Source organism: Cellulosimicrobium sp. ES-005, from assembly GCF_040448685.1.
Taxonomy (GTDB): domain Bacteria; phylum Actinomycetota; class Actinomycetes; order Actinomycetales; family Cellulomonadaceae; genus Cellulosimicrobium; species Cellulosimicrobium cellulans_G.
Genome location: NZ_CP159290.1, coordinates 1,706,568 through 1,720,102 on the forward strand (window position 1 = coordinate 1,706,568; position 13,535 = coordinate 1,720,102).

The window sequence follows — 13,535 nt, forward strand, 5'->3', positions numbered from 1 at the left end:
GGCCGGTCGCGCTTCGCTCACGGTGCCCCTCGTGGGGTACGTGCCCGCCGCCGTCGCCGCCACCCCGCCGGACCGCGTCCGTCCGGCCAGGATCCGTCCTACGAGAGGTTCTGAGTTCACATGTCGGTTCGTCGCGTCGCCCTCCTCACCGCGGGCGGTTTCGCCCCGTGCCTGTCCTCCGCCGTCGGGGGCCTCATCGAGCGGTACACGGAGCTCGACCCGGAGATCGAGATCATCGCCTACCAGTACGGCTACCACGGCCTGCTGACGGGCACGAAGATCGTCGTGGACGAGGAGGGTCGCAAGCAGGCGGGCATCCTGCACCGCTTCGGCGGCTCGCCGATCGGCAACTCGCGCGTCAAGCTGACGAACGCGGCCGACTGCGTCAAGCGCGGCCTCGTCCAGGAAGGCCAGGACCCGCTGCAGGTCGCGGCGGAGCAGCTCAAGGCGGACGGCGTCGACGTCCTGCACACCATCGGTGGCGACGACACGAACACGACCGCGGCCGACCTCGCCGCCTACCTGCACGACAACGGCTACGAGCTCACCGTCGTGGGCCTGCCCAAGACGATCGACAACGACGTGATCCCGATCCGTCAGTCGCTCGGCGCCTGGACCGCGGCCGAGGAGGCGGCGGGCTTCGCGGCGAACGTCATCGGCGAGCACCGCTCCGGCCCGCGCATGCTCATCGTGCACGAGGTCATGGGCCGCCACTGCGGGTGGCTCACCGCCGCGTCGGCGGCCGAGTACCGCAAGTGGCTCGACGCGCAGGAGTGGGCCCCGGCCCTCGGCCTGACGCGCGAGCGCTGGGACGTGCACGCGGTCTTCCTGCCGGAGCTCGCGCTCGACATCGACGCCGAGGCCGAGCGTCTCAAGGCGATCATGGACGAGCAGGGCAACGTCAACATCTTCCTGTCCGAGGGCGCCGGCATGCACGAGATCGTCGCGCAGCTCGAGGCGGCCGGCGAGGAGGTCCAGCGCGACCCGTTCGGCCACGTCAAGCTCGACACGGTCAACCCCGGCCAGTGGTTCGCCAAGCAGTTCGCCGAGAAGCTGGGCGCCGAGAAGGTCATGGTGCAGAAGTCCGGCTACTTCTCGCGCGCCGCGGCCGCGAACGCCGAGGACCTGCGCCTCATCAAGTCGATGACCGACCTCGCGGTCGAGTGCGCGCTGCGCGGCGAGTCGGGCGTCATCGGGCACGACGAGGAGAACGGCGACCGCCTGCGCGCGATCGAGTTCCCGCGCATCGCGGGCGGCAAGGCCTTCGACGTCACGCAGCAGTGGTTCGGCGAGCTGCTCGAGGGCATCGGCCAGCCGCTCGTCGCCGCGGCTCCCGCCGCGCACTGATCCGAGGAGCGGGATGACCACCACGAGCGAGCCGGGGACCGACGCCGGGCTCGACCACTTCCGCACGCTCGTCGCGCTCCAGCAGCCGACGTGGCCGGACGAGGCGGCGCTCGACGCCGTCCGGGACCGGCTGGCGGCCTCCGCGCCGCTCGTGGTGCCCGCCGCGGCCGACACGCTGCGCTCCCGCCTGGCCGCGGCCGGGCGGGGCGAGGCGTTCCTCCTGCAGGGGGGCGACTGCGCCGAGACGTTCGCCGAGGCGAACGCGGACCGCATCCGCAACAAGATCCGCACCATCCTCCAGATGGCGGTCATCCTCACGCACGGCGCGAGCATGCCCGTCGTGAAGATGGGTCGGATGGCCGGGCAGTACGCGAAGCCGCGCAGCTCCGACACGGAGACGCGCGACGGCGTGACGCTGCCCGCCTACCGCGGCGACATGATCAACGGCCACGCCTTCACGCCCGAGGCGCGCGTGCCCGACCCGGAGCGCCTCGTCCAGGCGTACCAGATCTCGTCGGCGACGTGGAACGTCGTGCGGGCCTTCACGACCGGTGGGTTCGCCGACCTGCGCCAGGTCCACGAGTGGAACCGCGGCTTCATGCGCAACCCCGCCTATGCGCGCTACGAGCGGACGGCGTCCGAGATCGACCGCGCGATCCGCTTCATGGACGCGTGCGGCGCCGACTTCGACGCCCTGCGCACGGTCGAGTTCTTCGTCAGCCACGAGGCTCTCGTCCTCGACTACGAGCGCGCGCTCACCCGCCGCGACACGCGCACGGGCGACGCGTACGACACGTCGGCCCACTTCCTGTGGATCGGCGAGCGCACGCGCCAGCTCGACGGCGCGCACGTCGACTTCCTGTCGCGCGTCGCCAACCCGATCGGCGTGAAGCTCGGCCCGACGACGACGCCCGACGTCGCGCTCGAGCTCGCCCGGCGTCTCAACCCCGACGACGTCGAGGGTCGCCTGACCTTCGTCACGCGCATGGGCGCGGGGAACGTCCGAGACGCGCTGCCGCCGCTCGTCGAGGCCGTCGCGCGCGCGGGCGTGCCCGTCACGTGGGTCACGGACCCCATGCACGGCAACACCATCACGTCCGCGAGCGGCTACAAGACGCGCCGGTTCGACGACGTGCTCGACGAGGTCCGCGGGTTCTTCGAGGTGCACCGCGCCGCGGGGACCGTGCCGGGCGGGCTGCACGTCGAGCTCACGGGCGACGACGTGACCGAGGTGCTGGGCGGCAGCGAGGAGATCGACGACGCGGGGCTCGCCCTGCGCTACGAGACCCTGGTGGACCCGCGCCTCAACCACCAGCAGTCGCTGGAGATGGCGTTCCAGGTCGCGGAGATGCTCCGCCGCTGAGCGGCACGACTCGCGCCGAGCACGTGGCTGTGGCCCGTCCCGACGTCGGGACGGGCCACAGCCACATGCTGGGGAGTCGACGTCAGAAGACGTTGATGACGATCGTCGAGCCCTTCGGGGCGGTGCGGCCGTCGCCGCCCGGAGGGTCCTGGGCGTAGACGATGTTGAGAGGGCTGATGCCCTGCGGGTGCCGGACCTCGACCGTGAACCCCGCGTCGGTGAGCGCCTTCTCGGCGGCCTTGACGTTCATCGAGTAGGTGTTGGGCACCTCGACGAGCGGCGGCCCGAGCGACACGACGACGTTCACCGTGTCCGTCCGGTGCGCGTCGGTGCCCTGCTCGGGGTCCTGGCGGATCACGAGGCCCGCGGCGACGGACTCCGAGTACTCCTCGGTGACCGCGGGCACGAGGCCCTGGTCCTCCAGGGCCTGGACCGCGGCGTCCTTCGGGGAGCCCGTGACCTGCGGCACGACGACGGGCGCGGGCCCGGACGAGACGGTGAGCACCACCGGCACGTCGTGCCGGATCGTGGCGCCCTCCTCGATGACGTTGCCGTCGGGGTCCTTCACGGCCATGACCTGGCCCGACGGCACCTCGTCGTGCGGCGTGAGGACGGGGTCGCCGAGCGTCAGGTCGGCGCCCTCGATCGCGGCGGTCGCCTCCTCCTGCGTCGCGCCCACGAGGCCGGTCGGCACCGTGAGCATCCGCACGCCCTTCGACACGACGAGCTGCACGCTGCCGTCCTTGCGCACGTCCTCGCCGGACGCCGGGTCGGTCGCCACGACGGCGCCCTCCGGCACGGCGTCGTCGTAGCGCTCCTCGACCGTGTGGTCGAGGCCCGCCCCGTCGAGGATCGCGGCGGCCTCGGTCCGGGACGCCTCGACGAGCCCGCCGGGGACCTGCGTGTACGCGCCGGGCCCGGAGGAGAACCACCAGGCCGCGCCGCCGCCGGCCCCCGCGAGGACGAGCAGGACGACGAGCGACCAGACGACCGCCCGGCCTCGCCCGCGGCGTCGCGCCGTGACCGGGGGAGCGGGAGGTGGCGGCGGGCCCGGCCGCGTCGTCGGGGCGACGACGTGCCCGACGGCGAGCGGCTCGGTGAGGCCGGCGGCCTCGCGGTCCTGCAGGCTGAGCGCGGCGAGGGGCGCGGTCGCCGCGGACCGGTGCTCCGTCGTCGGGCCGGACCCGGGGGCCTCGGCCGGGGGGCCGTCGACGGCCGCGCCCGCGGGCGGGTCGACGCGCCGCTCGAGGTCGGCCGGGTCGAGCGCCGCGCGGGTCGAGCGCACGAGCGCGAGCGCGGCGCCGGCGTCGGCCGGGCGGTCGGCGGGGTCGCGCGCGGCGAGGGCGCACAGCAGGTCGTCGACCTCGGGCGGGATCCACGGGGCGACGTCCGAGGGCGGCGGCACGTCGTTGTTGACGTGCTGGAACGCGACCTGGATGGGAGTCGTGCCGGTGTGCGGGACCGTGCCCAGCAGCATCTCGTACGCGAGGATGCCCACGGCGTAGACGTCGGTCCGTGCGTCGCACGCGCCCGTCGCGATGAGCTCGGGGGAGAGGTAGGCGACGGTCCCGAGGATGGTGCCGGTCGTCGTCGCCGTGACCTCGTTGACCGCGCGCGCGAGCCCGAAGTCCGTGACCTTGAGCCGGCCCTCGGCGTCGACGAGCACGTTCTCCGGCTTGATGTCGCGGTGCACGAGACCGGCGCGGTGGGCGGCGGCGAGCGCGTCGAGGACGTCCTCGAGCACGTCGAGCGTGCGGCCCAGCGGCAGCGTGCGCTCCGCGAGCATCGCGCGGCGCAGGTTCGAGCCCGCCACGTACTCCATCGTGAGGTAGCTCGTGTCGCCGTCGAGCCCCTGGTCGTACACGGCGACGAGCCCCGGGTGCGTGAGGCGGGCCGCCGCGCGCGCCTCGCGGCGGAAGCGCGAGACGAAGTCGGCGCCGGACGCGCCCTCGGCGAGGTGGGCGTGCATGACCTTGAGCGCGACCTCGCGCTCGAGCCGGCGGTCGACGGCCAGGTACACCGTCGCCATGCCGCCTCGCGCGATGCGCGAGACGACCTCGTACCGCCCGTCGACCAGGCGGCCGACGAGGGGATCGGTCGTCACGGTGGCCACGGGAGAGAGTCTAGGTGGCCCGACGTCGCGATCCGGTGAGCGCGGGCGCGCACGGCGTGGGTGTCGTGTGGAGGCACGCCGTAGGCTTGCCCGGTGACCGACCGTGACCCCAGCCCCCGCCCGACCCTCGACGACCTGGTCGGCGAGTGGCTGACCCTGCCCGACGTCGCCGAGGCGCTCGGCACCGACGTCGGCAAGGTGCGCCGCATCGTGCAGGAGCGCCGCGTCGTCGGCGTGAAGCGCGGCGAGCGCACGACGTTCCAGATCCCGGCCCGCTTCCTCGTGCCGCTGCACCTCGTCGACCCGGCGAACGCGGGCCGTCCGGACGAGAGCGGGCGGGTGGGCGTCCTGTCGAGCCTGCAGGGCACGATCGTCGTGCTCACCGACGCCGGGTTCGACGACGCCGAGATCCTCGAGTGGCTGTTCAGCCCGAACGACGAGCTGGGTGAGCCCCCGTTCGACACGCTCCTGAGCGGGCACAAGGCGCGGGTGCGCCGCGTCGCGCAGTCCGAGCTCTGACCCGCTCGCCCGACCGGCCCGTCGGAGCCGCTCGGCCTCGCGTCAGGCGGTCCGCTCGACGGCGGCCCGCGCGAGCAGCCCGAGCATCGTGGCCCCGGGCTCGGCGAGCCCGGCGTCGGCGAGGGCCGACGACGCACGGTCGGTGAGCTCGGCGATGAGCGACTCCACGGCGTCGCGCGCGCCGGTCTCGACGAGCACGGCGCGCAGGTCCTCGACCGTGCTCGCGTCGAGGTCAGGGTCGCCCAGGTGCGTGAGCAGGAGGTCGCGCTGCGCGGGCGTCGCGGCGGCGAGCGCGCGCACGACGAGCACCGTGCGCTTGCCCTCGCGCAGGTCGTCGCCCGCGGGCTTGCCCGTGACGCGCGCGTCCCCGAACACGCCGAGCACGTCGTCGCGGAGCTGGAACGCCTCGCCCACGGGCAGCCCGAACGCGCTCGTCGCGGCGACGGCGTCCTCGTCGGCCCCGGCGAGCGCCGCGCCGAGCGCGATGGGGTGCTCCACGCTGTAGCGCGCCGACTTCGACCGGATCACGGCCCGCGCGCGCTCCTCGTCGGCCGCGGGGTCGTCGCCCCAGGGCAGCACCTGCGCCTGCACGTCGAGGTACTGCCCGACGATCACCTCGGTCTGCATGCGACCGAAGACGACGCGCGAGCGGGTCGCGACGTCGGCGGGGAGGGCGTCGAGCGCGTCGCCCAGCTCGCGGTGGCTCGCGATGAGCGCGAGGTCGCCGAGCAGGATCGCCGTGTTCTCGCCGTAGCGGTCGGCGTCGCCGGACCAGCCGAGCCCGCGGTGCCGCGCCCCGAACGCACGGTGCGCGGTCGGCCGCCCGCGCCGGGTGTCGGAGGCGTCCATGACGTCGTCGTGGAAGAGCGCAGCGGCCTGGAACAGCTCGAGCGCCGCGCCCGCGCGGAGCGCGACCTCGCGGTGCGGGCCGTCCGGGTCGCCGCCATGTGCGCGCCAGGACCAGTAGCAGAAGGCCGCCCGGAGGCGCTTGCCACCGGCGAGCAGCTCGTCCGTCGCGTCGGCGAGGGGGTCGGCGTCGGGGTGCGTGGAGGAGAGCTCCTCGCGCAGCGCCGCGGTCGAGACGTGCAGGGCCTCGTCGACCCCGGCGCGGACGCCCTCCCGGTCGACGAGCGCGCTCGGGCTCGGGTCGGTGACGCTCCGAGGGGCCCCCGGGTCGAGGGGCTCGGGCGAGGACGAGGTCGGCAGCGACGGGTTCGGCACGGGGGCAGCCTATGCGGTGCGGCACCTCGGCGGCGTCGTCCCACGGTCGGACCCGTCAGCCGGCCGCGACCTGCCCGCTGATCGTCACCAGCCGCTCGGTCTCGTCGTCGAACACGCCGACGGCCAGCGACTCGGTGGGGGACTCGGGGGCCGGCGTCCGGACGAACGTCGTGAGCGAGGTGAGCGCGCTCGGGACGCTCGAGGGCGACACCGCGAACCCGGCGGCGCCGAGCGCCTCGGTGTAGTAGGCGGTGAGCACGTCGACGGGCTCGTCCGAGCGCAGGTTGAGAGTGACGTCGACCAGCGTGCCGTCCTCTGACGGCCGGGCCGAGCTCGCGAGCACCTGGGCGCCCGCGGGGACCGTGACGAGCTCGGCCGGGAAACCCTCCACGAGGTCCCCGACGGCGGAGTCCGCGTCGTAGCGGGGCAGCGGCGTGCCTGCGTCCCCCGCAGCCTCCTCGGCGGGGGACGCAGGCGTGCCACGGGGCCCGGCGGCCCCCTGGACGTCGTCCGGGCCCGCCTGGCAGCCGGCGAGCGCCGTGCCGAGCAGCGCCACGGCGAGGACGACGGCGGCCGCGTGGACGGACGGGGCCGCTCGCCGCGCGCGGGCTCGGGTTCGTGGTGGCACGCGCACACCGTAGTCACCCGGGCGTCTGCGAGCCACCACCGGCCTCGGGGGTGGACCACAGGCGGAGCGCGGGGTCGGGTCCGGGCCCCGCGCGTCCACAGCCGTCCGCCCGCCCGCCCCGCGCGCCGTCGGGACGGGCTGGGATGGGCGTCATGACCACCCTGATCCGGGCCCAGGGCCCGCGCGAGCTCCTCGCCTACGTCCCCTACCGGCTCGGCTACCGACCCCAGGACAGCGTCGTCCTCGTCGGGCTGCGACCGCCGCGCGGTCGGGTCGGCCTCGTCGTCCGGGTCGACGTCGCCGACCTCGCCGACCTGGAGCACGGCCCGCAGCTCGCGCGCTCCGTCGTCGGCCACCTCGCCGCCGACGGCGCGCAGCGGGTCGTCCTCGTCGTGTACACGGGAGCGCCGCTGCGGTCCGGCGGCGTCGGGACCGCCGTCGTGAGGGCCGCCGTCGAGCGCTGCCGGGAGGCCGTCGAGCCGGAGCACGGTCCGGTGGACGTCTGGGTCGTGTCGCCGAGCGGCTGGTACGCGCTCGACTGCGCCGAGGACGAGTGCTGCCCGCCGGGCGGGCGCCCGCTGCGCGAGCTCGAGTCCAGCGAGGTGGGCGCGCACATGGTGCTCGCCGGGGCCGTGCTCGCGGACTCGCGCGAGGAGGCGCTGCGGATCCCGCGCGCGGGCGCCGACGCGCGGCGGCGTGCGGCGCGCGCGGCCCGCCGGGTTCGGGACCGCGCCCGCGAGGGCGGTCCTCCCGGCGCCGGGGCCGACCCCGACGCCGTCGCCCGCCGCGTCGAGAGCCTGGCCGAGTGGCGTGCGGCGGTCGCCCGCGCGACCGCGCACGAGCAGGGGCGTGCCGAGAGCGGGGCCCGGGGCGCGGGGACCGGTGCAGGGCTGCCTCCGGCCACGGTCCTCGGCCGGCTCGCGGCCGGGCTCGAGGCGGTCCCGGTGCGTGACGCCGTGCTCGTCTCGCTCGTGCCCGGGACGGGCGACCTCGCGGACCGCACGGTCCGCGGCGGCGACGTCGACGCCGGGACGGCGCGCGCGATCGCGTCGATCGTCGACCCGGCGGCGGGGCTGGCGCCGGACCCGGACGTGACCGGTCCCGCCCGCGCCGTGCTCGAGGCGGTCGTGGCCCACGCGCCGCGCGGGAGCACGGCCCCGGCGCTCACGCTCCTCGCGCTCGTCGCCTGGTGGCACGGGGACGGCGGCAGGGCGGGACGCCGGCTCGACGAGGCGCTCGCGGAGGACCCGACGTACCGGCTCGCCCTCCTGCTGTCGAGCGCGCTCGACGCCGGGGTCGCGCCGGGCTGGATCCGCGCCGACGTGTGAGCCGCGGCGCGCGGGTTCGGGTAGGTTCGACCGCAACACGACCTGCGGTCGCCGCCCGCGGCCGACCGCGCCCACGAGCCGTTCCCGGAGGACACATGAGCGTCGTCGTCGCGCACCTGAGCACGCCCGAGGGTCGTGAGGCTCTCGACAGCGCGGCCACCGAGGCGGTCCGGCGCGGCACCGATCTCGTGGTCGTCGTCACGGAGGCGTCGACCTCGACGCCCGAGCTCGTCGCGGCGCACGAGGACGACCTGCGTCGGGTCGAGGAGCGGCTCGCGGGGACGGGGACGACGCTGCGGCGCGAGCAGGGGACGTCCGACCTCGCCGAGGACCTCGTGAGCGCCGCCGAGCGGGCCTCCGCGGACCTCATCGTCATCGGCCTGCGCCGCCGCAGCCCGGTCGGCAAGCTCATCCTCGGGTCGAACGCGCAGCGCATCCTGCTCGACGCGCCCTGCCCGGTGCTGGCCGTCAAGCCCGAGCGCGCGGGGGCCTGAGCAGGGAATCTTCGGGGGTACCGGGCCGTTGTACAGGCCAGGACCCGGGTGTCGAACGTCGCCGAGACGTGGTGTGCGGGCCGCCGCGAGGCGGTCAGGTCCGACCTCACCTCGTGTCGCGGCGTCCGGTGCACGGATCGCCGGTACAATATAGGTATCCGCCAGAGCCCGACGACTCGCCGTGAGAGTCCACGAGAAGCCCGCACTTCACGGTTCACGTCCCCGCTCCGGCGGCCCTACCGCCCCCCATGATTGCCGAAAGGTCGGTTTGTGGCGCCCTCAACCCCGATTTCCGCACTCCCGCGAGAGTTCGAGCACCCCGCCCTGCAGGAGCTCCTGCGGCGCGGCAGCGCGAACGGTCGCGTCGACGCCGAGAGCTTCCGCACCGCGTGCGAGCAGGCCGCCGTCAACGACGCCAAGCGGCTGAAGGCGGTCTTCCGCGCGCTCGCGGGCGCCGGCGTCGAGGTCGACATCCCGACCACGACCAAGGTCGCCGCGGCGGCGTCCCCGCGCAGCACGACGACGGCGCGCACCAAGCCCGCGGCGGCGAAGTCCGCGTCGACGACCAAGCGCACGACGACCACCACCAAGGCCGCCCCGGCCGCCGAGGGCGACGCGGCCGAGGCCGCCCCGTCCACCGGCCCGGCGAAGCCCGCGGCGCGCAAGACCGCGGCGCGCAAGACCGCGGCGAAGGCTCCGGCCAAGGCGAAGGCGACCCCCGCGCGCGCCAAGAAGAAGGACGACGACGAGGACGACGTCGACGTCGAGGTCGAGGACCTCGAGATCGACGTGATCGAGGACGACGAGGACGCGGCCGCGGACACGGGTGCGAAGAAGCCCGCCGCCGGTGCCGCGACCGAGGAGCCCGAGGAGACGGGCTTCGTCGTGTCGGACGCCGACGAGGACGACGCGCCGGTCCAGCAGGTCGTGACCGCGGGTGCGACGGCCGACCCGGTCAAGGACTACCTCAAGCAGATCGGCAAGGTCGCGCTGCTGAACGCGGAGCAGGAGGTCGAGCTCGCGAAGCGGATCGAGGCCGGCCTGTTCGCCGAGGAGAAGCTCGCGGCCGAGGGCGACGACCTGGACCGCAAGCTCAAGCGTGAGCTGCAGTGGATCGCGCACGACGGCAAGCGGGCGAAGAACCACCTGCTGGAGGCGAACCTGCGTCTGGTGGTGTCGCTGGCCAAGCGGTACACGGGCCGCGGGATGCTGTTCCTGGACCTGATCCAGGAGGGCAACCTCGGTCTGATCCGTGCGGTCGAGAAGTTCGACTACACCAAGGGCTACAAGTTCTCGACGTACGCGACGTGGTGGATCCGGCAGGCGATCACGCGCGCGATGGCGGACCAGGCGCGCACGATCCGCATCCCGGTGCACATGGTCGAGGTCATCAACAAGCTCGCGCGCGTGCAGCGTCAGATGCTGCAGGACCTGGGTCGTGAGCCCACGCCCGAGGAGCTCGCCAAGGAGCTCGACATGACCCCGGAGAAGGTCGTCGAGGTCCAGAAGTACGGCCGCGAGCCGATCTCGCTGCACACTCCGCTCGGCGAGGACGGCGACAGCGAGTTCGGTGACCTCATCGAGGACTCCGAGGCCATCGTCCCGGCCGACGCCGTGAGCTTCACGCTCCTGCAGGAGCAGCTCCACCAGGTGCTCGACACGCTCAGCGAGCGCGAGGCGGGCGTCGTCTCGATGCGGTTCGGCCTCTCGGACGGCCAGCCCAAGACGCTCGACGAGATCGGCAAGGTCTACGGCGTGACGCGCGAGCGCATCCGTCAGATCGAGTCGAAGACCATGTCGAAGCTGCGCCACCCGAGCCGCTCGCAGGTGCTGCGCGACTACCTCGACTGACGCGTCGCGGCGGGCGGCCGGTGCACGCCACCGGCCGCCCGCCGTCGTCGCACGACGAAGGCCCCGAGGAGATCTCCTCGGGGCCTTCGTCGTGTCTGAGGTCGTGCCGCCGGGACCGGGCGGTGGAGCCGGTCCCCGCGGTGGTGCGCTCCTGGCGCGGGACGGTGCTCGGCGGAGGGCGCGTCAGCGCGCGCCGTGCTCCGCGAGCAGCTTGTCGGTCTCGTCCTGGATGGACGTCGCGAGGTCGGTGTAGGCATCCGCGTGCGCCCGCGCGTGGTGGCCGCAGAACAGCAGCTCGCCGCTCGGCAGGACCACACGGACGTACGCCTGGGCCCCGCAGCGGTCGCAGCGGTCGGCCGCGGTCAGCGGTTCGGTGGTGGTCGTCGTAGCAGTCACGTGAACATCAAACCATCTGCTCCCGAGGATTCGTCCCGCCGGGGCCCGGGGTTCGCTACCCGCGAAGCGGAGCCGCGTGGTCGCGCAGCGGCCTCGCGGCGGGGGAGCGCAACGGTGTGGGCGCGCTCGTCTAGGCTTGCCGCCGTGACGACCACCTCCGCTGAGTCCAGCTACACCGCTCGGCACCTGTCCGTGCTCGAGGGCCTCGAGGCCGTGCGCAAGCGCCCGGGCATGTACATCGGCACGACCGACTCGCGCGGTCTCATGCACTGCCTCTGGGAGATCATCGACAACTCGGTCGACGAGGCGCTCGCCGGGAACTGCTCGAAGATCCGGGTGGTGCTGCACGCCGACTCGTCCGTGACGGTCGAGGACGACGGTCGCGGCATCCCCGTGGACATCGAGCCCAAGACCGGGCTGTCCGGCGTCGAGGTCGTGTTCACCAAGCTCCACGCGGGCGGCAAGTTCGGCGGCGGGTCGTACACCGCGTCGGGCGGTCTGCACGGCGTCGGGGCGTCCGTCGTCAACGCGCTGTCCGCGCGCCTGGACGTCGAGGTCGACCGCGGCGGCAAGACGCACCGCATGACCTTCCACCGCGGCGAGCCGGGCGTCTTCACGGACCCGAAGGCAGGACCGACGCCGGACGCCCCGTTCGAGCCGTTCGTCTCCGGGTCGGAGCTCGCCGTCGTCGGCAAGACGAAGCGCGGCGTCACGGGCACGCGCGTGCGCTACTGGGCCGACCGCCAGATCTTCCTCAAGACCGCCGTCTTCTCCTACGACGAGCTCGTCACGCGCGTGCGCCAGACGACGTTCCTCGTCCCCGGCCTCGAGATCACCGTGCGCGACGAGCGCGGCGTCCCGGGCACGCCGGGGGAGGACGGGCCGCACGAGGAGACGTTCGTGCACACGGGCGGGTCGGTCGACTTCGTCGACTTCCTGGCGCCGGACACGCCCGTCACCGCGACCTGGCACCTCACGGGCTCGGGGTCGTTCACGGAGACCGTCCCGGTGCTCGACGACCGCGGCCACATGACGCCGCAGGCGGTCCAGCGCGACTGCGAGGTCGACGTCGCGCTGCGCTGGGGCACGGGGTACGAGACCGAGGTCCGCAGCTTCGTCAACATCATCGCCACGCCCAAGGGCGGCTCCCACCTCGGCGGGTTCGAGCAGGGCCTGCTCAAGGTGCTGCGCAAGGCGGTCGAGACGAACGCGCGCCGCCTCAAGGTCTCGACGAAGGACGCGTCCGAGCGCATCGAGAAGGACGACGTCCTCGCCGGCCTGACCGCCGTCGTCACCGTCCGCCTCGCGGAGCCGCAGTTCGAGGGCCAGACGAAGGAGGTCCTCGGCACCGCGCCCGTGCGCGGCATCGTGTCGCGCGTGGTGGAGAAGGAGCTGAACGCCCTCCTCACGTCGACCAAGCGCGACGAGAAGACGCAGGCCGCGCTGCTGCTCGACAAGGTCGTGGCGGAGATGCGCGCGCGCATCACCGCGCGCAAGCAGAAGGAGATCTCGCGGCGCAAGAACGCGCTCGAGACGTCGTCCCTCCCGGCCAAGCTCGTCGACTGCCGCAGCGACGACGTCGAGCGCAGCGAGCTGTTCATCGTCGAGGGCGACAGCGCGCTCGGCACCGCGCGCCTCGCGCGCAGCTCCGACTTCCAGGCGCTCCTGCCCATCCGCGGCAAGATCCTCAACGTGCAGAAGGCGTCCGTGAGCGACATGCTGCGCAACGCCGAGTGCACCGCGATCATCCAGGTGCTCGGCGCCGGGTCGGGGCGGTCGTTCGACCTCGAGGCCGCGCGCTACGGCAAGATCGTGCTCATGACGGACGCCGACGTCGACGGCGCCCACATCCGCACCCTGCTGCTCACGCTCTTCTACCGCTACATGAAGCCGCTCGTCGAGGCGGGCCGCGTCTTCGCTGCCGTGCCGCCGCTGCACCGTATCGAGGTCATCGGTGCCGGGCGCCGCAAGAACGAGTACATCTACACGTACTCCGAGGCCGAGCTCGCCGCGACCCTCAAGAAGCTCGACAAGGCCGGGCGCCGCTACAAGGACGACATCCAGCGGTACAAGGGCCTGGGGGAGATGGACGCCGACCAGCTCGCCGAGACGACGATGGACCCCCGCCACCGCACGCTGCGTCGCGTCACGGCCGAGCACGCCGAGGCCGCGGAGCGCGTGTTCGAGCTGCTCATGGGCAGCGACGTCGCGCCGCGCAAGGAGTTCATCGTCGCCGGCGCCGCCGAGCTGGACCACGCGCGTATCGACGTCTGAC

The 13,535-nt window shown here is 73.9% G+C and carries 11 protein-coding genes; 7 read left to right on the forward strand and 4 right to left on the reverse strand.

The window, feature by feature from the left end:
• Positions 1–120: 120 nt before the first annotated feature.
• Both ABRQ22_RS07415 and ABRQ22_RS07420 read left to right on the forward strand, forming a co-directional pair.
• Positions 121–1,347 carry a pyrophosphate--fructose-6-phosphate 1-phosphotransferase gene (locus tag ABRQ22_RS07415; RefSeq protein WP_253050023.1) on the forward strand — a complete coding sequence of 409 codons (1,227 nt, stop codon included), beginning with the start codon at positions 121–123 and terminating at the stop codon, positions 1,345–1,347.
• Between the two features lie 13 nt (positions 1,348–1,360).
• Entirely contained in the window at positions 1,361–2,710 is a 1,350-nt protein-coding gene (locus ABRQ22_RS07420) for a class II 3-deoxy-7-phosphoheptulonate synthase (protein ID WP_353709080.1), read from the forward strand.
• A gap of 82 nt (positions 2,711–2,792) precedes the next feature.
• Here ABRQ22_RS07420 and ABRQ22_RS07425 read toward each other — a convergent pair whose 3' ends face one another.
• On the reverse strand, positions 2,793–4,823 hold the full coding sequence (locus ABRQ22_RS07425; protein ID WP_353709081.1) for a PASTA domain-containing protein: 2,031 nt from the start codon (positions 4,821–4,823) through the stop codon (positions 2,793–2,795).
• 93 nt (positions 4,824–4,916) lie between these two features.
• Here ABRQ22_RS07425 and ABRQ22_RS07430 point away from each other — a divergent pair, with 93 nt between their 5' ends.
• Positions 4,917–5,342: an Rv2175c family DNA-binding protein gene (locus ABRQ22_RS07430; protein ID WP_353709082.1), complete on the forward strand. Its 426-nt coding sequence runs from the start codon at positions 4,917–4,919 to the stop codon at positions 5,340–5,342.
• A gap of 42 nt (positions 5,343–5,384) precedes the next feature.
• Here the strand turns inward: ABRQ22_RS07430 and ABRQ22_RS07435 are convergent, their stop codons facing one another.
• Both ABRQ22_RS07435 and ABRQ22_RS07440 read right to left on the reverse strand, forming a co-directional pair.
• A complete protein-coding gene (locus tag ABRQ22_RS07435; protein WP_353709083.1) occupies positions 5,385–6,563 on the reverse strand; it encodes a polyprenyl synthetase family protein in 1,179 nt (392 codons plus the stop codon).
• Between the two features lie 55 nt (positions 6,564–6,618).
• Positions 6,619–7,191 (reverse strand): hypothetical protein, encoded by a 573-nt coding sequence (locus ABRQ22_RS07440; protein WP_253050011.1) that lies wholly within the window; start codon positions 7,189–7,191, stop codon positions 6,619–6,621.
• Between the two features lie 152 nt (positions 7,192–7,343).
• On the opposite strand from ABRQ22_RS07440, the gene ABRQ22_RS07445 reads away from it, so the two are divergent.
• The 3 genes from ABRQ22_RS07445 (at position 7,344) to ABRQ22_RS07455 (ending at position 10,864) form a co-directional block, all read left to right on the forward strand.
• Entirely contained in the window at positions 7,344–8,519 is a 1,176-nt protein-coding gene (locus tag ABRQ22_RS07445) for a DUF4192 domain-containing protein (RefSeq protein WP_353709084.1), read from the forward strand.
• 95 nt (positions 8,520–8,614) lie between these two features.
• Entirely contained in the window at positions 8,615–9,013 is a 399-nt protein-coding gene (locus tag ABRQ22_RS07450; protein WP_253050005.1) for a universal stress protein, read from the forward strand.
• Positions 9,014–9,283: 270 nt separating this feature from the next.
• Positions 9,284–10,864, forward strand: coding sequence for an RNA polymerase sigma factor (locus ABRQ22_RS07455; RefSeq protein ID WP_353709085.1), 1,581 nt, complete (start codon positions 9,284–9,286; stop codon positions 10,862–10,864).
• A gap of 183 nt (positions 10,865–11,047) precedes the next feature.
• Here ABRQ22_RS07455 and ABRQ22_RS07460 read toward each other — a convergent pair whose 3' ends face one another.
• On the reverse strand, positions 11,048–11,260 hold the full coding sequence (locus ABRQ22_RS07460; RefSeq protein ID WP_021479923.1) for a hypothetical protein: 213 nt from the start codon (positions 11,258–11,260) through the stop codon (positions 11,048–11,050).
• 144 nt (positions 11,261–11,404) lie between these two features.
• Between ABRQ22_RS07460 and ABRQ22_RS07465 the strand changes: the two genes are divergently transcribed.
• Positions 11,405–13,534, forward strand: a complete 2,130-nt coding sequence (locus ABRQ22_RS07465) for a DNA topoisomerase IV subunit B (RefSeq protein ID WP_253049999.1) — start codon at positions 11,405–11,407, stop codon at positions 13,532–13,534.
• Position 13,535 lies beyond the last annotated feature (1 nt).

Excerpts from the sequence above, each read along its gene's own strand:
- ABRQ22_RS07415 (WP_253050023.1), top strand. The coding sequence starts at position 121 with ATGTCGGTTCGTCGCGTCGCCCTCCTCACCGCGGGCGGTTTCGCCCCG.
- ABRQ22_RS07420 (WP_353709080.1), top strand. The coding sequence starts at position 1,361 with ATGACCACCACGAGCGAGCCGGGGACCGACGCCGGGCTCGACCACTTC.
- ABRQ22_RS07445 (WP_353709084.1), top strand. The coding sequence starts at position 7,344 with ATGACCACCCTGATCCGGGCCCAGGGCCCGCGCGAGCTCCTCGCCTAC.
- ABRQ22_RS07450 (WP_253050005.1), top strand. The coding sequence starts at position 8,615 with ATGAGCGTCGTCGTCGCGCACCTGAGCACGCCCGAGGGTCGTGAGGCT.